This is a genomic window from Thalassospira sp. (assembly GCF_040218635.1).
Classification (GTDB): Bacteria; Pseudomonadota; Alphaproteobacteria; order Rhodospirillales; family Thalassospiraceae; genus Thalassospira.
Genome location: NZ_JAVJRB010000005.1, coordinates 205,563 through 228,044 on the forward strand (window position 1 = coordinate 205,563; position 22,482 = coordinate 228,044).

Consider the following 22,482-nt stretch of genomic DNA (forward strand, 5'->3'; position numbering starts at 1 on the left):
TTTCGCGCACAGTAACGGTCCCGCCCGATCCAGACAAAACCTTTTGACCCACACGCGGCAATCACGTGATCGCGAAAACGTCATCCGGGTGCAACACCCAGTGGGCCAGACAATCATTATCTTGCCGTTTTCATATTGTTTTTTAGCATTTGGAGCATTTCGGCATGGCGATTGGCAAGCCACATCCCTATGCTGTTTACACCCGGTTTTGCCAAAAACGGAGCTTTTTTGAACCATGTCACGACTTTGCGGCCTTTCGACATTTTCGCGTGCAACCTCGACGCTTTTTCTGGCTGGGTTTGTCAGCATTTGGGCCGCACCGGATGTCTATGCCCAGTCCGACAGCAATGGCGGCATCACGCTAGAAGAACGTCAGCAATATCAAGACTGTATCAAACTTGCCCAACTTAAACCCGAAGACGGGTTTGAAAGTGCGATTGCCTGGCGCGATATGGGTGGTGGCGAACCGGCCCGTCATTGCGTTGCGGTGGCCCTGATATCGCTTGGCAAATACGAAGAAGCCGCAACCAGACTGGATGCCCTTGCCAAAGACAGTGCAGCGGCACCCGGTGTTGTTGCCGGAATGTTGGCTCAGGCCGGACAGGCCTGGATGATGGCCAATAATCTTGAATTTGCCTGGCGCGATCAAAGCCGTGCGCTGGAACTGGTGCCAAACAATCCGCAATTATGGGTCGACCGGGCTATGGCGCTTGGCCTTGCCGGGGAATATTGGGAAGCCATTGATGATCTTAACAAGGCGCTTGATCTTGCGCCGGATCAGCCAGACGTCCTGATCTACCGTGCATCAGCCTGGCGGATGCTAGAAAGTTATGATCTGGCGATGAGCGACATTGAAAACGCGCTTCACCTTGAACCAAACAATGTTCAGGCCCTGTTTGAGCGCGGAAAGCTTTATCGAATTGCCGGAAAAAACGATCTGGCACGTCGTGATTGGTTAATTGTCATAGAAAATTCAAACGGAACCCCTGTTGCTGATGCGGCAAAAGCGAATATAGAGAACATGGATGTTCACACTGAATCGAACTAGGGTTCGCTGTGACCAGTTTGCTTGTATATGAACCGGTCGAATAATCTGCCGGATCATAACCGGAAAGCTTTTGGGGGACGAAATGCGTCGCACGCTTGCCTTGACTGCCATAGCCGCATCGATTGCGCTTGTTTCAGCCGCACCTGTCGCACAGGCACGTGATCAAATCCGGATTGTCGGATCATCGACCATCTTTCCGCTGACCACCAAGGTCGCGGAACATTTCGCCAAATCGACCAATGCACCGGCACCGGTTGTCGAAAGCACCGGATCAGGTGGCGGGTTCAAACTGTTTTGTGGTGGTATCGGGGAACAATTTCCCGACATCGTAGATGCATCGCGTCCCATCACCGGATCGGAAACCGCGATTTGTGCTGCCAATTCGGTGCATGACATCAGCGAAATCAAAATTGGCTATGACGGCATTGTCCTTTTGGGATCGCGCAATGCGCCGACCATGGAGCTTAGTGCGCGTCAGCTTTATCTGGCGATGGCGCGGACCATTCCGGTCAAAGGTGCCAGTGTGCCCAACCCGAATGAAAAATGGTCGGATGTTGATCCGACCCTGCCGGATCTTAAAATCCGTGTTTATGGCCCGCCTCCAACATCCGGTACGCGTGATCTGATGGGGCAGCTTTTGCTTGATAAAGGCTGTGCGACATTTTCCGATATCGCCAATCTTGAATCATCAGATCCTGACAGCTTCCGTCTTTTGTGCCGTACCATCCGCGAAGATGGTGCCTATATCGAAGCCGGTGAAAATGATCGCCTTGTGATCAACAAATTGGAAAAAGACCCGACCTCCTACGGGGTGATGGGCTTTAACAATCTGGAACGGAACCGGGACAAGCTTCAGGGCATTACGATCAACGGTGTTGAACCCGATTATAAAACCATCCTTGATGGCAGTTATCCGGGATCCCGTGCGCTGTATCTTTACGTCAAAGACGCCCATCAGCAACTTGTTCAATCGCTTGGTGATTTTGTCACAACCTATGTTTCAGATGCGGTGATTGGCGAAGATGGCTTGCTGGCCGAGAACGGGCTGGTCCCACTTCCGACAGAAGAACGTCAGGATACTTTGACACAGGCGGCAAAGTTCGCAGGAAACTGATCAATCCACATATCCAAGACAGGTTTCGCGGCCGGGCATGGGATCAGAACCCTAATCCGGCCGTTTTGCCATCCAGACCTGATTGGTGGCGTATTTCGGCGGATTTCCCTGAAAATCAGAAAATTCCGATATCGAAACAAACCCGGAAACTTCCAGCATCAACCGCATTTCACTGCGATGTACCCAGCGCAATTGGTGCCAGCCATCCTCAACCCGGATGACCGTACCGTCCGGATCAATTTCTTCGAACCGCCAATGTTCGTCAAACCGCTGAGTCAGGGGGTTATTGATGCGTTCCATTGCGGTAATCCGCAAACGGCTTCCGGGCCGTCCAACACCTTCCGGCATCGGGAAAAGCGGTAATTCGACACTTTCAAGATCGCCTTCTGGCAGGCAATAGCGCAAATCAGGATCCATCAGATCAAGGGCAATCATCCCGCCGGGTTTTAAATGGGCATAGGCCCGTTCAAGGCAACGACGTTGATCGTTGGCATCGGTGACTTCCTGCAACCCGCGAAACGGAATGATCACGAGATCAAATTGCCGCCCCAGATCAAAGTCACACATATTGCCCTGATGCCATGTCAGATCAGGGTACTTTGCCCGCGCTTGATCCAACATCGCATTGGACAAATCCAGTCCTTCGACCGGGATGCCCAGATCGGCAATCGCATTGCTGATCCGGCCCGTACCGCAGCCCAGTTCAAGCACACAACCGCCATCAGAAGCCAGGTTTTCGGCCAATCTGGTATAAAACGGAATGGGGTCTTCGAAAATCTTGCGGTCAAGATCGGCCCGCAGATCGTAACTTGCGGTATTCAGCCCGCCTTCGGGATAGAATTCATCAAAACTGGATGAATGCATCATTCAAAATCAAGTTCTGCATAATGGCTCGATGGCGGGAAGCTGGCCTGTCGATCGGCGAGAATATCGCGCATCGCCGGTCGGCTTTTAATCCGCATATACCAGTCTTTGGCGCGTGGATGTTTCGACCAGTTGATATCGCCCATATAGTCGATCACGGATACCTGTGCGGCGGCGGCCAGATCGGCCATGGTCAAGTGATCGCCTGCCAACCAGTTCCGGCGTTCAAACAGCCAACCGATATAATCAAGATGATAGGCGGCATTGCTTCGACCGGCGCGCAGCACCTTGGTATCAGGGGTGCCGGTTGCAAAGAACCGTTTCAGAAGCTTTTCACCCAACAAATGGTCGGTGGCCTCGCGGTTAAACTTGCCATCAAACCATGCGACAAGACGGCGGATTTCCGCGCGTTCTTTCGGGTTATCCCCAAAAAGCTTGGGCGCATCCTGATAGACTTCGTCCAGATATTCGCAAATCACGGCTGAATCACACAGAACCGTGCCGTCTTCTTCTTCAAGAACCGGAACTTCACCCGCTGGATTAATCAGCAGGAATTCATCACGCCGTTCCCAAACAGGTTCGGCCTTTAATTCAAAATCGAGCTTTTTTTCGGCCAGAACCAGGCGCACTTTGCGCGAAAACGGTGAGAGCCAAAAATGATGTAACTGACGCATAGACGTGAGGATACCCGACCAAGGATGAACGTTTCGCAAAGACCCGCAATGTTTGCGGGGAAAATCGTAAAACAAATACGCGGAAAACGGCACTTCATTACGGGTCGTTTCAGACCCGGAATTGCAAAATCTGTAAAACCACGCAGCCGGTTTGAAGTAAAGACCTTCTTACCGCCAAACGCACGATTTTCACTGTTTTGACCCGAACGTGTGTCGGAAATCCAAAAGACCGATTACATCCCGCGAGTTTTGGCCAGTTCAAGCATACCGTCAAGGTCCAGACAGGATTCCAGATGATCGGCCAATTCATCAAGGGCTGCGTCGATTCCGGCTTCGAAATGCGTGCCCCGATTGACTTCCCTTGCACTGATCATTGCCAAAAAGGCGTGGCGGAAATCGTCACTGCCAAACAAGCCATGCAGATAGCAGCCCAAAACCCGACCATCGGCGCTGATTGCGCCATCATTGTTCACGCCCGAGCCATCTGTTCGGTTATCTGAACTGCCGCCTGAAATACCATCAAGGGCCAGCCAGCTCCGCGCCCGATCCGGGCCGTCTGTCTGCCCCATATGGATTTCATAGCCTGACACCGCAATATCCGCAGCAATCGGGCCAGTATCGCCGTTTGGCGGACCACAGGTGGCGCCACCGGTCTTACGCAGTGTCTTGTCCCCGGCCATGACCGTTTCAACATCAAGCAAACCAAGACCGGCTTCACTGCCCGGAGCACCTTCGATGCCATCCGGGTCATGCACCATCTTGCCCAGCATCTGATAGCCACCACAAATGCCGATCACATGCCCGCCACGCCGATGATGGGCAAGAATGTCAATATCCCAGCCTTGGTCTTTCAAAAACCGCAAATCGGCTAGGGTTGATTTCGATCCGGGCAACAGCACCAGATCACAGCCCGCCGGGATCACCTGACCGGGTTTAATAATCAAAAGTTCGACATCGTCTTCCGCCGCCAAGGGATCAAGATCATCGAAATTGGCAATGCGCGGTAAATGCGGAACCGCAATGCGAAGGGGCGCACGCCCATCAACATCAAGATCCGCATCACGTTGATATTTCCCGGTATTTTCAAGCGCAACGCCGTCTTCGGCCGGGAGCTTATGCGCACCATGCCAATATGTTGCGATACCGTAACTCTTTAATCCGCACTGATCTGCGATGATGTCAGTTGCCGGTTCAAAAAGTGATACATCACCGCGAAACTTGTTGATCACATAGCCTTTGAGCCAGTGCCGATCTGCATCGGATAGAAGCGCATATGTCCCGACGATCGAGGCAATCACTCCGCCACGATCAATATCACCAACCAGAATGACCGGGACTTTGGCGGCTTCGGCAAAGCCCATATTGGCGATGTCGGCGGCGCGCAGATTGACCTCGGCCGGTGATCCTGCCCCTTCGACCAGAACAAGATCGGCATCACGTGCCATGATCTCGAAGCTATCAATCACCTTTGGCAAAAGATCACGTTTCAGCCGGTAATAATCGCGCGCCTTGGCACTGGTCAGAACTTTGCCCTGCACGACGACCTGTGCGCCAATGTCGCTTTGCGGTTTCAGCAAAACCGGGTTCATATGCACCGTCGTTTGCACCCCCGCAGCACGCGCCTGAAGCGCCTGTGCGCGGCCAATTTCACCACCATCATCGGTGACGGCGGCGTTGTTGGACATATTTTGTGGCTTAAACGGGCGCACCCGGAGACCCCGGCGGGAAAATGCACGGCACAATCCGGCCACCAGCAAGGATTTCCCGACATCCGAGCCGGTACCTTGCAGCATCAGGGCAGGCACAGATTGCGTGTTCATTTCTACATCGAAACTTTCAGGTTAACAGCGATCCCCGCCGCACTTTCCACGAGAGGCCGGATCAGAATTCGACACCGATTTGCGCCTTGATCCCCTGTTCGCGGAACGGGTGTTTGATCATGGTCATTTCCGTGACCAGATCGGCCGCCTCGATCAAGGTATCGGGCGCATTACGACCCGTAAGAACCACATGCTGATCAGGAAGCTTTTCAGACAAGGCTTCAAGCACATCATCAAGTGGCAGGAAGTCATAGCGCAAAACGATATTGATCTCGTCCAGGATCACCATCGAGAAACTAGGATCACGCATCATTTCCAATGCCTTGTTCCAGGCATCCCGGGCAAGGGAGATATCCTGCGCACGGTTCTGGGTTTCCCAGGTAAAGCCCGCACCCATGGCATGGAATTCACAAAGATCAGGGAATTTTTTCAGCAATTTGGCTTCGCCGGTTTCCCAGCCGCCCTTGATGAACTGCACCACACCAACCTTCATGTCATGACCAACACAGCGCATGGCCATGCCAAAGGCCGACGATGATTTGCCCTTACCCTTGCCGGTATGGACAATGATCAGGCCTTTTTTATCGATTTTCTGGGCCATCATCTTGTCGCGCGCAGCCTTGATTTTCTTCATTTTCTCGTCATGGCGCGCATTGATATCGACGTCTGGCTGGCTTTTATCGGTCATGGTTTTATCCCTTTGAATTTCGCCCCCACAATGCGGCGAAATCACCCTTGGGATCAAGACTGTTTTACGGTTTCCAGTCCCGTCGAACCGGGCAACCACAAAAGAAAAGTGCAGCCCCATGGACCGCACTTTTCCCCGCCCTTTGGCGGTTTCTCCCCACCCATGGAAACGGGTTGGCAATAATCTTGTCCTGACACCTTACCAGATCGCACCCTGATGCGGCGACAGACCAAGATCCCCGGTCACCAGATCGGCCCATTTATCGGGTTCGCGCATATCGATGTTGCGCAATTCCGGTCGGCGCATCCGGGCCTTGTTAAACAGTTGCAACCGATCACCCGGAGACATCCTGCGCAACCGCATCAAGGCAGTGCGCACGGCTTCGTTTCGGGAATTTACCGGGGTCTGGAAGCTGCGTTCAATCACTTCAAGGCGGCGTTCAAGCCAATCGCGACTGATCACAACATTTTCGATCAGGGATTTGAATTCGCGAACCACCGGGAAATGATCAAGGGCAATATGGGCGACAGAAATGGCCGTGCGCCAGACCTGACATTCGACCCCTTGAAGGTAACGCCAGTAAATCCGTACCTTTGCCTCGATCTCGATTTTGGTTTGGTCGGGACCGGGAAGATGACGGGCAAGTTCCGTCATGCCGTCGCTAAATTCATCAAAGCTGACCGGGCGATGCACACCGTTGAAGCGTTCACGCAGATCCAGAACCGCGCGGATGGCCCCACGTGCAGGACGATAACGGCCCTGTCCGTGCAAATCAGCCCGCAGCCAGTCTGGCATGTCGCAGTCAGAAATCAGGAAGTCAATTGCGTCTGCGTGCCCTTTGTGGGCAGGCAAAGGCGTTTGCAAATAGTCAGGCAAACGAACGTTGGTCTTGTTTTCCATCGCGGCCTCCTATCATCTGGATCAACCTGCTTCCCGGCAGGTGTCCGAAAGGGGTGCCCCGTCCCTCACAACTTATTAACAGTTGGTTAATTGAGATATGGTGCGAAAACGTAACGTTTCAACTCCTACTATTGTTCCGACAGTAAACTTCTTGTGAATCCGGTGTGTTACCCGGGCGGCTTATGCCTGATCGATCAGGTTCGTTGCTACGCTGTTGCGGCGTGGCTGCCATAATCCGCGTTCAATGGCTTCGCGCAGGCGGTCCTGAATATCACGCAGCGCATCGGGATTATGCTGTTCGATGAAATCGCGGACCTCGGCATCATCAAGATAGGCATCATAAACCAGATCAAAATGATGATCCGCCACACAGCGCGCCGTTGCGGCAAAGGCAAACAGGTAATCCACCGTCGCAGCGATTTCAAATGCGCCCTTATAACCATGGCGCATCACACCCTTGATCCATTTCGGGTTCACAACCCGGGCCCGGACCACACGGGCGATTTCTTCTTCCAGTGTTCTGATTTTCGGGCTTTCGGGGCGTGAATGGTCGCTGTGATACACGGTTGGCTGCTTGCCCGACAGACTGCGCACAGCAGACGTCATTCCGCCTTCGAACTGATAGTAATCATCGGAATCAAGCAGATCATGTTCTCGGTTATCCTGATTATGGACAATCGCATCGACCTTCGACAACCGGGTTTCAAACAACCCACGAGCAGCCGTGCCTTCTGCCCCATTGCCATAGGCGTAGCTTCCCCATGCAAGATAGGCATCGGCAAGATCGTCTTCGTCTTCCCACAGTTTTTCATCAATCATGGCCTGTAGCCCGGCGCCATAGGCCCCGGGTTTGGAGCCAAAAACGCGGAAACCTGCCTGTCGGTCGGCTTCTTCTGCGCTGACACCCTGCCCACGCAGCTTTTCGGCCTCGTCCGCGACGCGTTTGGCAATCGGGTTGATGTCAGAAGGCTCATCCGTCTGATTGGCCACCGCCCGCACGGCACTGTCAAACAGATCAATCAAACCGGGAAATGCATCGCGGAAGAACCCCGATATGCGCAAGGTCACATCCACACGCGGGCGGCCCAGAACCGATGCCGGCATAATTTCAAACCCGGTCACCCGACGTGATGCACTATCCCATGTCGGGCGCACCCCCATAAGGGCCAGCGCCTGTGCAATGTCATCACCGCCGGTGCGCATATTGCTTGTGCCCCAAACCGAAAGTCCAAGGGCACTGGGCCATTCACCCTGATCCTGCACATGGCGTTCAAGCAGCAATTCCGCCGATTTCCAGCCCAATTGCCAGGCCGCCGGGGTCGGGATGGTACGGGTATCAACCGAATAGAAATTACGCCCGGTTGGCAAAACATCGGGGCGGCCACGGGTCGGTGCCCCGGATGGGCCGGGTTCTACGAACTTACCGGCCAGACCGCGCAGCATACCATCAATCTCGGCCGTGCCACAGTTGGTCACAGCCGGCCGAATATTCGTTTCGATATCAGAAATAACGTCGCAAACAGATGTCCATGCCGGGTCAGGCTTCACATCCCCGCGGACAAGGTCGCTGGCGAGTAATTCAATCCGTTCCACCGTATCGCCCGTAGTCCGCCATGGCCCGACATCATAATGGTCAAGGATTGCGGGCTTTAGACCCGGCCAAAATTCGGCAAAGGCACAATCAAGCGGGTCAAACCCGGTATTGCCGAGAATATCCTTGGCGATTGCGCGATGAAGCGATGCCTTGGGCCCATGATCCGCCCCGCGTGGCAGGCGGGAAAGTGCGACCAAAAGATCGGTCAAAAGACCACCTTCGGGTGCCTTGCCAAAAATATGCAGCCCATCGCGGATCTGAAGTTCTTTGAGTTCACACAGATAGTTATCAAGCTTGGCAAGTGCGCTTTCTTCGTCTTCGCCCGCTTCAATCCCGCAATCACGATCAAGGCCAATGCGAATGGCAAGTTCGAGAATATCGCGCTTTAAGATGACCAGACGCCGTGGATCAACTGCAGCGGCTTCGTAATATTCGTCAACTAGTGCTTCGAGATCCTTGAGCGGGCCATAGCTTTCAGCACGCGTTAGGGGCGGGGTTAGATGGTCAAGGATCACGGCCTGCGCGCGGCGCTTGGCCTGTGTGCCTTCGCCCGGATCATTGACGATGAACGGGTAGAAATGCGGGGTCGGGCCGAAAACGGCTTCGGGGAAACAGTCTTCGGACAGGGCCAATGATTTGCCCGGTAGCCATTCCATATTGCCGTGTTTGCCAAAATGAATGATCGCATCGACACCAAATTCATGACGTAGCCAGATATAAAACGCGAAATAGTTATGCGGCGGCACCAAGTCAGGCGAGTGATAGCTTTCAAGCGGATCAATATTATAGCCACGTGCCGGCTGCAATCCGACCACCACATTGCCCATTGGCAAGATCGACAGCGCGAAACTTTCTGAATCACTTAGGTAAAATGGATCGGTTTTCGGATCGCCCCAAGCATCCATCACCTGATCGCGGATCGATTTCGGCAGGGCATCAAATGCCGCCTGATATGCCGCCAATGGCAAAGTCACCCGGATTTCACGATCCGAGAGTGATTTGAAATCATTGGTCGGTCCGGCCTTGACCGCAGCAATCAGCGCATCGCCATCATCTGGCAGATTTTCAATCCGATAGCCATCATCCTGCATGGCACGCAGGGTTTCAATCATCCCGGCCGGGGTATCAAGCCCGACCCCGTTGCCCAGTCGTGCATCCTTGTTGGGATAATTCGCCATGACCATTGCCACCTTGCGCGTGGCGGCATCGGTTTTGCACAGACGCACCCAATTGGCGGCCAATTTGGCGGTAAAAGCCACGCGATCCCGGACAGGGATATATTTTACCAGATCAATCTGGGTCAGATCATCCTTGCCCGCCGATCCCTTAAACGACACCGCCCGTGACAAGATACGCCCGTCCACTTCGGGCAGGGCTACATTCATCGCTATATCGCGTGCGGCAAGGCCATTCACACCATCACGCCATGCGCCTTCGCTGCCGCCCGACAGTACGACCTGAAAGACCAGCGCATCACCAACATCAAACGGGCCAGATTTTCGTTCCGAACCCGGAACGGCCAATGCAAATCCTGTAGTGTTGAGGATCAAATCTGCCTTGGTTTCAGCAAGCCAGTCACTGACCAGTGCTGCTGCCAGCGGGTCCTTAAGGCTTGCGACAAAAATTGGCAGTGGATTCAAGTTATTGACACAAAGTTCTTCAACCAGCGCATCAATCACGTCGAGATTGGCCGCCTGCACCAAGGAACGATAAAAGATAATCGGGATAACCGGTTGATTTTCAACCCAATTTGTACGCACATCATCCAAGCTGGTCTGTGATTTTCCCGGCCAGTATCCCCCCGCCTTGACCAAAGGTGCGGCTGGCGCCCAGTTCCAACTCACCTTTAAATTTAACTTTTCGTATATAAGACGAAGTAAATTCTCGGAATTTTGCGGGCCGCCTTCAATCAGATAGCGCCAGATACTCTGATATTCGCGGCCCTTGACCGTCGAAAGCGACAGAAGTTCTGCATCGGGTTGATCATCCCCCGGCAACAAGACCAACGGGATGTCTTTGGATCGGGCCAAGGCAACCAGTTGTTCGATGCCATATTCCCAATATCCGCGCCCGCCAAGAATGCGGACAATAATGAATTTGGCATCGTTCAGCACGTCATCGACGTATAGATCGACCGACATATTGTGGCCAAGTTGCAGAAGACTTGCCAACCGTAAAGACGGTACTTCATCCCCGAATGCATCACACAGGCGCGCTTGCGCCTTGGCCAGACAGGCAAGCTCGGACTCGGCAGCAGATAAGATCACGACGTCGCCGGGTTGCTGCCCAAGGTCAACGGCCTCACTGCCATCTGTCACCAGTCCGGGTTGGGCTGCCAGTAAATGCATCGGGTTTTCCGTCTTCTTTAAGTCGTAAAATGCGCAGATACCGGATGATCAATGCCATCCGGTATCTGAAATTCTGCCCTTTGGGAGCTTTGCCCGCAATCAGGCCGCTTTAATTGCGGCTTCAATCGCAGCACGGTCCAAACCATGCAGGCCAATCACCACCAGTTCGGACCGGCGGGTTTCACCATCCGACCATGGACGGTCAAAATACCGCTGGAACCGTTCGCCAACACCCTGAACCACCTGGCGCATCGGTTTGCCCGGTACATCCAGGAACCCTTTGATCCGCAGAACGTCAAATTGACGCACAACATCCACCAGACGTTTTTCCAAAGCAGCCGGATCGCCAATAGCATCAAGCGAGACAACAAAGCTGTCGAAATCATCATGATCATGTTCGTGCCCATCGTCATGATGGGACGGGCGGCTATCAAGATCGTCTTCTGCAGCGGCACCAAGCCCCAGCAAAATGGCGTTTTCGACGCGCGAATGCTCGGTCGCGATGATTTTGACAGACGGCTTTTTCAACTCGGCACGGATGTCGGCTTCGACCTTGATCCGTTCTTCGTCCGTCAAAAGATCGGTCTTGTTCAAAATGACGATGTCGGCGCAATGAAGCTGTTCTTCAAACAGTTCTTCAAGCGGGCTTTCATGATCAAGATTGTCATCAGCTTCGCGCTGGGCCTGTACCGCTTGATGATCATGAGCAAACAACCCGTCGCGCAAAGCAGCCCCATCAAGAACCGCAACCACACCATCTACCGTCACGCGCGACCGGACTTCCGGCCAGTTAAACGCCTTCACCAACGGTTTCGGCAGGGCCAGTCCAGAGGTTTCAATAACGATGTGGTCGGGCGGCGTTTCACGGTCGATTAGACTGCGAATGGTCGGCAGGAAGTCATCTGCGACCGTGCAGCAAATGCAGCCATTGGCCAGTTCCACCACGTCGTCTTCGGCACAGCCTTCAATGCCGCAGCCATTAATGATCCCGCGATCAACACCAAGATCACCAAATTCGTTAATGATCAGGGCAATACGTTTGCCATTGGCATTTTCCAACATATTGCGGATCATTGTTGTCTTACCCGCACCCAGAAAACCGGTAATGACGGTTGCCGGGATTTTTCCCACTTGTGCCATCTTTAAAATCCTTAAATTTCAATTATTTATGTTGCTATTTGACCTGCATCGGTATGCCCGCGACCACCAAGGTCACCCTGTTTCCCAGTTCGGCAATGCGCTGATGCAGTCGTCCGGCATGATCGCGAAAGGCACGCGCCATTGCATTTTCCGGCACAATTCCAAAACCGACCTCGTTGGACACCAGAAGAACCGGAATGTCCAGTACCGGCACAAGATCACAAAGCATTGTGATTTCTGCATCGATATCGCGGTCTTCAAGCATCAGGTTGGTCAGCCACAAGGTCAGACAATCAACCAATACCGGCTTGCCTTCTTGCACATTACAGGTGCGAAGAGCTGCGCAAAGATCGGTCGGTTCTTCAATTGTGTGCCAAAGATCGCCGCGTGATTGTTTGTGAAGGTCAATGCGGTTGGCCATTTCATCATCCCACGCACGCCCGGTCGCGATATAGATCCCGCCACCTGCCTGATTGATGATGTTTTCGGCAAACCTGCTTTTGCCGGATCGAGCGCCCCCAAGGATCAAATGTATCCCGGTAGGCTGTTCTGCTTGGCTCATTCCATAAGTTCCTCGCCATGGCCTCCCACCGAGGCCCGATTGCGTCGCCACCCCGATCAAGAAGTGACACCTTCGGCTGGTTTCCTGGCTGCGGGCATGAAAGCGATCCGCCTTCCCGGTTTCCCGGTGGCTGGTGTCGTGCAATGCAGACACCTGGATCGCCCGACCCGATACAGTTGCGGGGGCAGCATCGGCTTTGCACCGATTTCCCATCACCGAATGGCGTGCCGAACCTAGCAGGTTTGCCCTTTAAGCCAAAGGGCATTCTCCATCAGATAAGGGACCCTAGCCGGATGGTCAGTATTTGTAAGAATTGCCTGCTTGAGGGCAGCCCTTGTTTAAGAGAACATCATATTATCACGCTGGAATAGGAAAGCGGAAAAACCGCCCGTCAGCGATGGTCGCCGGGAATAAAACAAACACACCCGGTTGGTTGCAGAACGCTGCGACACGAAACTCTTGGGGTTAACTGGAATTTTGCAAAATCCAATGGCAATTAATGCGCACTTACCGAAAATCCGAAAGCTGAACACACCAAATTGGATCACATCATCACGCAAGGAGATGTGGCTTGGGCTGCTGGACCGTCTGAATTCAGACAACCGGTCTTTTCAGAACTTTCTGGAAGAATACGCAACGGATAGTGACATCACACTGGCCCGTCGCGATGTTCGCGATATCTTTGCTCTGGATGCTTCAAAGGGTGTGATTGCGACCATTATCTGGTCCCATGCACGCGGCATCCGCGTCAATGCCTTGTCGCTGCTTGTCCGCGACTTACCGACATTAATCACCTTGATGTCGATTTCAGACTTCGGCGCAGAAGAATTGAACGAATTGCTGGCACAGCCCGGCATCTCTGTCCCGACGGCAAGCAAGATGCTTTCGGCTTGTGGCAAGACCTATCGCGGGATGACGGCTGCGATCATTGACGACAATGTCATTCAGGCGATTGAAAACACGCCGCTGGCCGAAGACTTCCCGAATGTCGCCAAACTGCGCAATAAGTCGCGCAGCCGACCAATGCCTTATTATGAAGCCTATCTTCAGGATGTCGCCGCGATCTGTGAAAAACATGACATTACGCCAGATATGCTTGACCGATATCTGGCAGAAGATGCCTTGCCGGATCTCGCGGCGAAACCGGAACTGCAAACTGCGTAAGTGCAGATAAGGCGATCTCATCTGATCCTAACGGCATCAATCCGTGCGCGGTTGGTGCCGTTGTCGTGTTGGCGATTGTGATGACGATTAATAGCGTTGATTAACGGCAGTCACCCGCCAACCCGGTTCCTCAACGCCTGTGATATATTCAAGCTTGGTCAAACCCAACGTATCAATGTGAAATGACAGGGCCGCTTCAAGCGACAGACCAAGCGCATTGGCCATAATCGCCCGCACCGTGCCGCCGTGAATAACCGCGACAATATCGCGCCCGACCCAATATCGGTTCAAACGGGAAAAAAGCGGACCGACACGGTCAACCACATCTGAAAAGCTTTCGCCATTTGGTGGTTGTTGACGGGCAAAGTCCGTCCAGAATTGTGTGGTTTCACCTTTGGGAAGATCATTCCAGTGTTGCAGTTCCCACGCGCCAAAATGCTGTTCGGCAAAGCCGCTTTCGCGGGTTGGGATGACGTCTTCGTCGATGAGTTCCTGAAGCTTCAACGCTGTATCAAGGGTGCGCGACAAATGGCTTGTCACCCAGACGGCATCACGGGGCAGATGACGCGCAACTGCCCGCAGGGCCTTTTCATCGGACAAATCAACTGGCATGTCACTTCGGCCATAAACCAGACGTTTGGGATTCTGAACCGGTGCATGGCGCACCAGCCACCAACGCGTTGTTTCAGGTTTAATCATGCCATCCTCGGAAATGATCCGCCGCCGACACCCAACAGGGTAATTTTGAATGCGCGATCATCATAGCATCAGATCCCACCCATCACCGCGATAAATCCAATCCCGGCAAACAGTTCAGCACTGAGTTGGGTCGCACCAAGTACGTCCCCCGTTTGCCCGCCAATCTGCCATCTGGCAACCAAGGCAACGATGAAAATGGCGATTGCAGTTCCCAACAAAACCGCCCAAGTGGCTGTAATCCCTGCCAACACCCCAACGATTGCGATCGCAATGACAAATCCGATGACCATTGGCAGCAGGCCCGGTTGACCCGCCCCCTTGCCCAACCCATTGTCGCGAGCAGGTGGCAAAACGCGCATGACAATCGGCATTGCCGCGCGTGACATAACCGCCGTACAAAGCAAAAAAGTCGCCGCCAGACCGATATTTGCCGCAGTATACAGCAAGGTCAGACGTAAACTGAGACACAGGATCAAGGCAACAACCCCGTATGTCCCGATCTGACTGTCGCGCATGATGTCAAGCTTACGCGATCGTTCGACCCCACCGCCAAAACCATCGGCGCAATCGGCCATCCCGTCTTCATGCATCGCCCCGGTCAGAAGCACCATCGATGCCACTGCAACGATGGCAAAGATCATGGTATTTTCGGTCAAATAATTGACCAGCATGGCTGGCACAAGGGCCAGTCCTGCCAAAAACAAGCCCACCAGCGGCCAACACCAAACCGACCGCGCAATCATGACCGGGCGAAAATCGTCAATGTCGAAAACGGGTACCCGGCTCAGCAGCGCCATCGCACGCCAAAAATCCGACATTACCGACGTGCTGGCATAGGTCGTTGCAGTTGAACTAGCGGAACCCTTTGACGCATCGCGCTGTTCATCTTGACTTTGCATATTTGTTTCGTTTTGATTATGATCTTCGGGCACCATCAAATTCCGATTTTCGAACTGGCAATCTGTTGCGCATGCGCCTAGTTTGAGGCTGATTTCTTGGTCCGTCATACTTTCATCACCCGATTGCCTGACAACATTCGCCTCATGATCAGGTCAATGCCCGAAGGTGAAACGCACCAAGCAATTGGTTTTAGAACCTAATCTTAACCACCCTATAAGCCAAGCGGAACAGGCATTCATCGATTTGCCGCAGCCGGAGACCAGCATGTTCAATCCCAAGCACCCGCCCCAGAGCCTTGAAGAAATTCGCACCCTTCTGGCCGACCTGCCCGCCGTTGATGACGAAGCGCAGGCCGCTGTGCGTAAACGCGAACCGACCCTGACCAAACCGTCCGGGTCTCTTGGCCGTCTGGAAGATTTCAGCTTGTGGCTTGCCGGATGGCAGGGAAGTTCACGCCCGAATATGACACGCCCGCGCGTCACCGTCTTTGCCGGCAGTCACGGTGTTGTCGCACAGGGTGTGTCGGCTTTCCCGGCCAGCGTGAACCATCAGATGGTCGAAAATTTCATCAATGGTGGTGCTGCCATCAACCAGATTTGCAAATCGGTCGATGCCGAACTGCGTGTCATGGAAGTCGCCCTTGAAATCCCGACCAATGATTTCAGTCAGGAACCGGCCATGGATGACGAAGGCTGTGCCGAAGCCATGGCCTTTGGCATGAGTGCAATTGAAAAGGGTCTTGATCTGTTTGTGCCCGGCGAAATGGGCATTGGCAACACCACGGCAGCTGCGGCCATTTCCCATGCGCTTTATGGTGGAAATGCTGCGGACTGGACCGGTCGCGGGACCGGGATTGATGACGCCACCTTAATCCTTAAAACCCGCGTTGTTGGCGATGCCATCATTTTGCATAAAAACCAGATGCATGACGGGCTTGATATTCTGCGCTGTGTTGGTGGACGCGAAATTGCCGCCATGGCCGGTGCAATCATTGCCGCGCGCTTTGCCCGCGTGCCTGTCTTATTGGATGGCTATGTTTCCTGTGCGGCGGCAGCAGTTCTGGCCGCCATGCGCCCCGATGCGCTTGATCATTGCCTGGTCGGGCATGTTTCCGCTGAACCCGGTCATGGACGTCTGCTTGAAAAACTTGGCAAAGAAGCCCTGATCAATTTTGGTATGCGCCTTGGCGAAGGATCAGGTGCGGCTCTTGCCATTCCACTTTTGCGGGCGGCTGCGGAATGCCACAACAGCATGGCAACCTTTGAAAAAGCCGGGATCGACGGCAAGGAATAAAACGGCTGGAACACACGCTTGTTTTAACCGCCATGGAAAATAGTGCCAATTAAGTTGGCGCTATTTTTTTGTCCGCTCGTTCATCAGATGTTCGACATGGCGGCCCTGGAACATGGTGATATTGACCGAGTGACCAAACTTGATCGCCCGTTCGTCATCACAACGGCACAGGATCACGCGGGTATCGCCTGATTCGGCAACGGCGGCACGCATGGCTTCGCGGTGTTCTTCATCCATGTTTTCCATCTCGACATCCCAGATCATCTTGATCATATCAACGCCGATTTTATTGCGGTTGATATAGGGCAGAGACAGATGACTTATCCCGTCAATGCAGATGCGATAACCACGGTCACGACAGAAATCACGGGCAAAGAAAAAGGCCCCAAGGTCCGCAAAAATATCGATCTTTTGCAGTTCAAGCACGATGGTGCCGCGTTGGCCTGCCTTAACATTACTATCGAATGTCAGGAAATCCGGTGACAGCAAGGTCGATACATTCAAATTGATACTGACCGATCCGGTGACCGATGCATCATTGCTCCGGGTCAAAAGCGACAACATCCGGCGATCAAGAATTTCGGTCAGATGCTGAAACAGCCAGCGATTTGAAAGCACATTGACATCAGGCAGCAGCGTTTCCTGCAAATCTTTGATCGATATAAATAATTCGTGGAAAACCGGCGTTGGGTTGGCATCACCCACCACGGCACAAATCGCCTGTCTGCGCATCAGGTTGGACAAATCTGCACGCCGAAGCGATTCATCAATGCGGCCCAGAATTTTTGGCGTCAGAGGCTGCCGGTCATCACCATATTCGGGATGATCGTTATGACGTTCGGCTGCCTTGCTTACCACACGCGGGCGATTGGCGTTTGAACGCACCAGCATCTGGGTCAGGTGCAGGAAATCTTTGTATTGCTGACCAACATCGAAATAATCGGTGAAATTGGCAGGTGCGCCACTTTCATCCTTGTTTTCTCCGATTAACGGATCATCGTTAAACAGGAATTTCAGACGGAAAATGACGGCATTGACCTCATCCATTTCCGCAGCGTCGAAAATGAAAATAAGATCCTGATTTGACAGAGTAAAGATACGCCCGGTGACTTCCGGCACGATTTCTTCAAAAGCGGCAATGGCCGTGCGGATATGATGATCACGGCGGTTAAACGCCAGCAATTTTGAAAAATGCACATGAATCGCACCAACGCCGTCCTTGCGCCGCTCTAGGCGTCGCACATAGTCGACGAGGAAGGCTTCAGGTGATGGAAGTGCGTTATCAGACATAAATGCAATGACCAGATTTTTGTTTTGCCAGAAACGGAGCCGATAGCCTGTCAGTCCCAGCATAGAGCCTGTCGATTAACAGGTTATGTATTTAGCATTCATGGCTATTGAAACCAAACGCGAAAATTGGACATTTTCACACATCCCACAAAAAGATAAGTCGTAGCTTTCCGCCATCCAAGCTGCTAGTTTCAGCCCGATTTTACATCTGATCGATAGGGTTAAGAACGATATGTTGCGACGCAAGCGCATTCTGTTCAAAGGTGTCGTCTCTATCGCCTTTGAAACCGGCCTAGGTTCGACCATCGATTATTTCCGCGATTTGATTGCGAAACACGGCTAACACGACATTTCAGGACTAGATACGCTATGGATATCAATGCCTTTTTCGATGCCGAGTTTGACGAGCATCTTGATCTGGTCAACAAGACCCGTGAAGCCACCCGCGAGGCATTTGTCGAGCTGGTTGAAATCTGTACCGATGCCTTGAATGACGGCAATAAATTGCTGTTGTTTGGCAATGGCGGGTCGGCAGCAGACGCCCAGCATATCGCAACCGAATTCACGGTGCGCTATATCAATGACCGTCGCGCCCTTCCGGCAATCGCCCTGACCACAGATAGTTCGGCCTTAACCGCAATTGGCAATGATTTCGGGTTTGACCACTTGTTTTCGCGCCAGATCGAAGCACTGGGCAACCCGGATGATGTCGCGATTGGCATTTCGACGTCAGGCAACAGCAAGAACGTCAATCTTGGTTTGGCCAAGGCGCGTGAGATGGGCTTGATTGCGACCGGTTGGACCGGAAAAACCGGTGGCGATATGGTTGATTTGTGTGATCCAATCATGATCGTGCCAAGCAACACCACCGCACGCATTCAGGAAATGCACATCCAGCTTGGTCAGATGCTGGTTGGTGCGCTTGAACATACCCTTGGTCTGACCAAGAAGTAAGCGACCGGTCCCGATACCCACCAAAGTAAACGACAGAACAAAGACAAGATACCATGATTGATCTCAGCCATTTGGCCCGACAGGTTGAAGAACTTACCAATGCCAAGGTTCTCTGCATTGGCGATGTGATGCTTGACCGGTTTGTCTATGGTTCTGTTACCCGCATCTCGCCCGAAGCACCGATCCCGGTCATTCGGGTTGAACGCGAAAGCGCAATGCTTGGCGGTGCGGGCAATGTGGCGCGCAATGCCACAGCACTTGGGGCGTCTGTCCAGTTTCTATCCTTGGTCGGCGATGATATTTCCGGGCGTGAGGTCATGGAATATGTTGCCAATGACAAGGGTGTTGAACCCTATATCCAGACCGAACGTAACCGGCAGACCACAATCAAAACCCGCTATATTGCAAGCGGACAGCAATTGTTGCGATCTGACAATGAAACCACGGCAGATATCGCACCTGAGACAATCAGCAATCTTTCAGCCCTTGCCGGGCAACTGGCATCGGATGTCGCAGCAATCATTCTCTCGGACTATGGCAAAGGTGTTTTGCATGCCGATGTGGTCGCTGCCGCTATTAATGCCGCCCGCAGTGCCGGTAAACCGGTAATTGTTGACCCAAAGGGCAGCGATTACAGCATTTATCGTGGGGCAACCGTTGTCACCCCCAACCGCGCTGAAGCACAGGCCGCAACCGGTATTGCGGTTAACAGTGATGAAGACGCCGTTGCCGCCGCGACAAAAATCATTACCGAATGCGGAATCGATAATGTCCTGCTGACGCGTAGCCAGGATGGCATGACCCTGGTCACCAAGGATGGCGAGGCAATTCACCTGCCGACCGAAGCACGCGAAGTGTTTGACGTTTCAGGTGCTGGCGACACGGTTGTCGCCTGCCTTGCATCCGCAGTTGCCGCCGGATCAAGTCTGGCCGATGCAGCACGGATTGCCAATGTTGCCGCAGGCATTGTTGTTGGCAAAATCGGCACCGCAATTGTCTATCCCGATGAACTGGTTTCTGCCTTGCATCATCATGATTTGATGATTGGCGAAGCCAAACTGATGCCGCTTGATCGCATGGTGGACCGCGCTGAACGCTGGCGCCGTAAAGGATATAAAGTCGGCTTTACCAATGGCTGCTTTGATCTTTTACATCCCGGCCATCTCAGCCTGCTAAAGCAGGCACACGCAAATTGCGACCGCCTGATTGTCGGGTTGAATTCCGATGCATCGGTCAAACGGCTTAAAGGTGAAAGCCGCCCGATCCAGTCCGAGGCCGCCCGGGCCGCCGTGCTTGGATCGCTTGAAACCGTCAGCGGCGTGGTGATTTTTGGCGAAGATACCCCGGTCAAATTGATCGAGGCCATCAAACCCGATATTCTGGTAAAGGGCGCGGATTACACCATTGATAAGGTGGTTGGTGCCGATATCGTCCATGGATATGGCGGCAAAGTGGTTCTGGCCAATCTTGAAGATGGCTTTTCAACCACATCAACCATCGCGCGGATGAACAAAGACAAGAACTAAGGCCTGACACCCGTTTGGACGGAATGCAGGTTGTTCTCCGCGTCCGGCCATGGCGTGATCTTTAGATCCGGCCATATTTTCTGCCAACGCGCGACTTTGGCCTCATAGACACCCCGGATGGGCAAAACATCATTGGGAACGACCTGTCCCTGCAGGACAAGATCAAGCCCAAACGGGGCATAGATCCGATAGTCGCCATTCCGCTCTTTGCGCAGTCCGATTGCGGTGGTTTGATAGGCAAACCGATCAATGCCGTCACTTGCCGAAGAAACCAGACCATAATCAAAACCATATTTTTTCGGATACCAGATCGGCACACGTGCCTGATTGCGAATTTCAGTATTGACCAGCAAATCAGCATATAATTCAAGACCCTGACGGATCACGTGATCCTCAGACTGCCAGGTTGTGTCGGGATCGAAATAAAAAACGTCGTAATCCGCGATATCAGTATGTGGGGCTTTGCCAGCCTTAACGTTCCAGACCGATTGGGCCAAGCATCCCGCTGTCAGCCACCAATCATCAAAGCCAAGCTGCGAAAACCGGTCAAGAATTACAGCATTAAATCGGTTCTGAAGGACGTAGTCGAGAAACTCCGGTCCCTTGGCCATCTGAGCAATCAGATATCCCGTGCTCATAACCCAACCCAAAGAAGCTTAAGCACAATCGGCCAGGCCGCATTAATCAGGCAGGCGGTCGTATAAAGCGACAAGGCCCGATCAATGTCAGCAGCACCCGCATCACGCCGCCCGACACCGATATAGGGATCATCGACGATTTCATCGCCATATTGCCGTGGACCGGCAAGTGACAGATCCAACGCCCCGGCAAAGGCCGCTTCCTGCCATCCGGCATTGGGGGATTTGTGCTTTTTGGCATCGCTTAGCATTATTTGCCATGCCGCTTTGCCTTTGGTTTTGGACCCGATTATCGCTGCGAGACAAATCAAAGCACCCGCTATCCGGGCGGGGATGAAGTTGACGACGTCATCCAGTCGCGCGGCAAAACGCCCGAAATACAAATAGCGCGCATTGCGATGACCAATCATGGAATCAAGGGTGTTGATCGCCTTATAGACGCAAATACCAACCGGACCGGCAACGACATACCAAAACAGCGGGGCGACCACGCCATCGGAAAAATTCTCGGCACAGCTTTCAATCGCCGCCCGGCTGACCCCGGCTTCATCGAGCGTATCGGGGTCCCGCCCCACGATCATGGAAACCGCTTTGCGCCCGCCGATAAGGCCTTCTTTCTTCAGCGCAACCGAAACCGCTTTGACATGTTGATACAGTCCCTTTTGTGCAATCAGGATTGCGACCAGAAGGACTTCAAACAGCCAGAACACGTCACCGAGTAGAGATATAAATTGAACAACGCCACCCACCACACCGGCGGCACAAATCACCGCCAAACTGGTCAGCGTTCCGCGCAAGATCAGATCAGCGTGTCCGCGATCAGACTTATTCAAGCGCTTTTCGAACCAGATAATCAGGTTTCCGATCCAGACCACCGGATGGGAAATGCGCGAGAAAAGCCAGGGAAAGTCGCCAAATAGCCCATCCAACACCAGTGCCAGCACCAGTATTGTGAAAAGTGGTCCGGAGAATCCGGATGCAGGGATCAGAAAATCTGTGAAGCTTGGTTCCATGGCCACAATTTGCGGCGTGAGGACGACACCGTCAATCAGAATGCGTAGCGTGCAATGTTAAGCCCCTATATCGGCAACAGGAATTGCCATTTTGAAATGGCTTTGTTACAACAATTTCATACGAATTTTATTTTTGTCATACTCATGCTGATCGGGCAAAGCCAAACCATCCACAATGACTTTCCATGCGTAGAACATGTCAGATGAAACCCAAATGATATAAAGCCAACCACAACATATTCGATATCGAAGG

General features: G+C 53.0%; 19 protein-coding genes and 1 riboswitch. Of the genes, 6 read left to right on the plus strand and 13 right to left on the minus strand.

Annotated features, from left to right (window positions below):
• Positions 1-235 precede the first annotated feature (235 nt).
• A complete protein-coding gene (locus tag RIC05_RS04440; RefSeq protein WP_350040554.1) occupies positions 236-1,048 on the plus strand; it encodes a tetratricopeptide repeat protein in 813 nt (270 codons plus the stop codon).
• Between the two features lie 82 nt (positions 1,049-1,130).
• On the plus strand, positions 1,131-2,162 hold the full coding sequence (locus RIC05_RS04445) for a substrate-binding domain-containing protein (RefSeq protein WP_350045185.1): 1,032 nt from the start codon (positions 1,131-1,133) through the stop codon (positions 2,160-2,162).
• A gap of 51 nt (positions 2,163-2,213) precedes the next feature.
• Here the strand turns inward: RIC05_RS04445 and RIC05_RS04450 are convergent, their stop codons facing one another.
• The 8 genes from RIC05_RS04450 to cobU form a co-directional block, all read right to left on the minus strand.
• Entirely contained in the window at positions 2,214-3,029 is an 816-nt protein-coding gene (locus RIC05_RS04450) for a class I SAM-dependent methyltransferase (RefSeq protein WP_350045184.1), read from the minus strand.
• Positions 3,026-3,700: a glutathione S-transferase family protein gene (locus RIC05_RS04455; RefSeq protein WP_350040551.1), complete on the minus strand. Its 675-nt coding sequence runs from the start codon at positions 3,698-3,700 to the stop codon at positions 3,026-3,028. The genes RIC05_RS04450 and RIC05_RS04455 overlap by 4 nt, the downstream gene beginning before the upstream one ends.
• A gap of 233 nt (positions 3,701-3,933) precedes the next feature.
• Positions 3,934-5,520, minus strand: coding sequence for a cobyric acid synthase (locus tag RIC05_RS04460; protein WP_350045183.1), 1,587 nt, complete (start codon positions 5,518-5,520; stop codon positions 3,934-3,936).
• A 61-nt stretch (positions 5,521-5,581) separates the two neighbouring features.
• A complete protein-coding gene (gene cobO / locus RIC05_RS04465; protein WP_350045182.1) occupies positions 5,582-6,208 on the minus strand; it encodes a cob(I)yrinic acid a,c-diamide adenosyltransferase in 627 nt (208 codons plus the stop codon).
• A gap of 198 nt (positions 6,209-6,406) precedes the next feature.
• Complete coding sequence (locus RIC05_RS04470) at positions 6,407-7,108, minus strand: hypothetical protein (protein WP_350045181.1); 702 nt, start codon at positions 7,106-7,108, stop codon at positions 6,407-6,409.
• A gap of 180 nt (positions 7,109-7,288) precedes the next feature.
• Positions 7,289-11,050, minus strand: a complete 3,762-nt coding sequence (cobN, locus tag RIC05_RS04475) for a cobaltochelatase subunit CobN (protein ID WP_350045180.1) — start codon at positions 11,048-11,050, stop codon at positions 7,289-7,291.
• Positions 11,051-11,149: 99 nt separating this feature from the next.
• On the minus strand, positions 11,150-12,190 hold the full coding sequence (cobW, locus tag RIC05_RS04480; protein ID WP_350045179.1) for a cobalamin biosynthesis protein CobW: 1,041 nt from the start codon (positions 12,188-12,190) through the stop codon (positions 11,150-11,152).
• Between the two features lie 34 nt (positions 12,191-12,224).
• Entirely contained in the window at positions 12,225-12,752 is a 528-nt protein-coding gene (gene cobU / locus RIC05_RS04485; protein WP_350045178.1) for a bifunctional adenosylcobinamide kinase/adenosylcobinamide-phosphate guanylyltransferase, read from the minus strand.
• A 57-nt stretch (positions 12,753-12,809) separates the two neighbouring features.
• Positions 12,810-12,999: riboswitch (cobalamin riboswitch) on the minus strand.
• Between the two features lie 242 nt (positions 13,000-13,241).
• Here cobU and RIC05_RS04490 point away from each other — a divergent pair.
• Entirely contained in the window at positions 13,242-13,916 is a 675-nt protein-coding gene (locus RIC05_RS04490) for a hypothetical protein (RefSeq protein ID WP_350045177.1), read from the plus strand.
• Positions 13,917-14,003: 87 nt separating this feature from the next.
• Here the strand turns inward: RIC05_RS04490 and RIC05_RS04495 are convergent, their stop codons facing one another.
• Positions 14,004-14,615 (minus strand): histidine phosphatase family protein, encoded by a 612-nt coding sequence (locus RIC05_RS04495; protein ID WP_350045176.1) that lies wholly within the window; start codon positions 14,613-14,615, stop codon positions 14,004-14,006.
• A gap of 68 nt (positions 14,616-14,683) precedes the next feature.
• On the minus strand, positions 14,684-15,514 hold the full coding sequence (cobS, locus tag RIC05_RS04500) for an adenosylcobinamide-GDP ribazoletransferase (protein ID WP_350045175.1): 831 nt from the start codon (positions 15,512-15,514) through the stop codon (positions 14,684-14,686).
• Positions 15,515-15,779: 265 nt separating this feature from the next.
• Here cobS and cobT point away from each other — a divergent pair, with 265 nt between their 5' ends.
• Complete coding sequence (gene cobT / locus RIC05_RS04505) at positions 15,780-16,808, plus strand: nicotinate-nucleotide--dimethylbenzimidazole phosphoribosyltransferase (protein WP_350045174.1); 1,029 nt, start codon at positions 15,780-15,782, stop codon at positions 16,806-16,808.
• Positions 16,809-16,868: 60 nt separating this feature from the next.
• On the opposite strand, the gene RIC05_RS04510 is transcribed toward cobT, so the two are convergent.
• A complete protein-coding gene (locus tag RIC05_RS04510) occupies positions 16,869-18,161 on the minus strand; it encodes a hypothetical protein (RefSeq protein ID WP_350045173.1) in 1,293 nt (430 codons plus the stop codon).
• A 306-nt stretch (positions 18,162-18,467) separates the two neighbouring features.
• On the opposite strand from RIC05_RS04510, the gene RIC05_RS04515 reads away from it, so the two are divergent.
• Both RIC05_RS04515 and rfaE1 read left to right on the plus strand, forming a co-directional pair.
• Positions 18,468-19,052, plus strand: a complete 585-nt coding sequence (locus RIC05_RS04515) for a D-sedoheptulose 7-phosphate isomerase (RefSeq protein WP_350040539.1) — start codon at positions 18,468-18,470, stop codon at positions 19,050-19,052.
• Between the two features lie 53 nt (positions 19,053-19,105).
• Positions 19,106-20,578 carry a D-glycero-beta-D-manno-heptose-7-phosphate kinase gene (gene rfaE1 / locus RIC05_RS04520; protein WP_350045172.1) on the plus strand — a complete coding sequence of 491 codons (1,473 nt, stop codon included), beginning with the start codon at positions 19,106-19,108 and terminating at the stop codon, positions 20,576-20,578.
• Here the strand turns inward: rfaE1 and RIC05_RS04525 are convergent.
• Together RIC05_RS04525 and cbiB are read right to left on the minus strand one after the other, a co-directional pair.
• Complete coding sequence (locus RIC05_RS04525; RefSeq protein WP_350045171.1) at positions 20,575-21,216, minus strand: nucleotidyltransferase family protein; 642 nt, start codon at positions 21,214-21,216, stop codon at positions 20,575-20,577. The genes rfaE1 and RIC05_RS04525 overlap by 4 nt on opposite strands.
• Complete coding sequence (cbiB, locus tag RIC05_RS04530; RefSeq protein ID WP_350045170.1) at positions 21,213-22,229, minus strand: adenosylcobinamide-phosphate synthase CbiB; 1,017 nt, start codon at positions 22,227-22,229, stop codon at positions 21,213-21,215. Before cbiB ends, RIC05_RS04525 begins: the two co-directional genes overlap by 4 nt.
• Positions 22,230-22,482 lie beyond the last annotated feature (253 nt).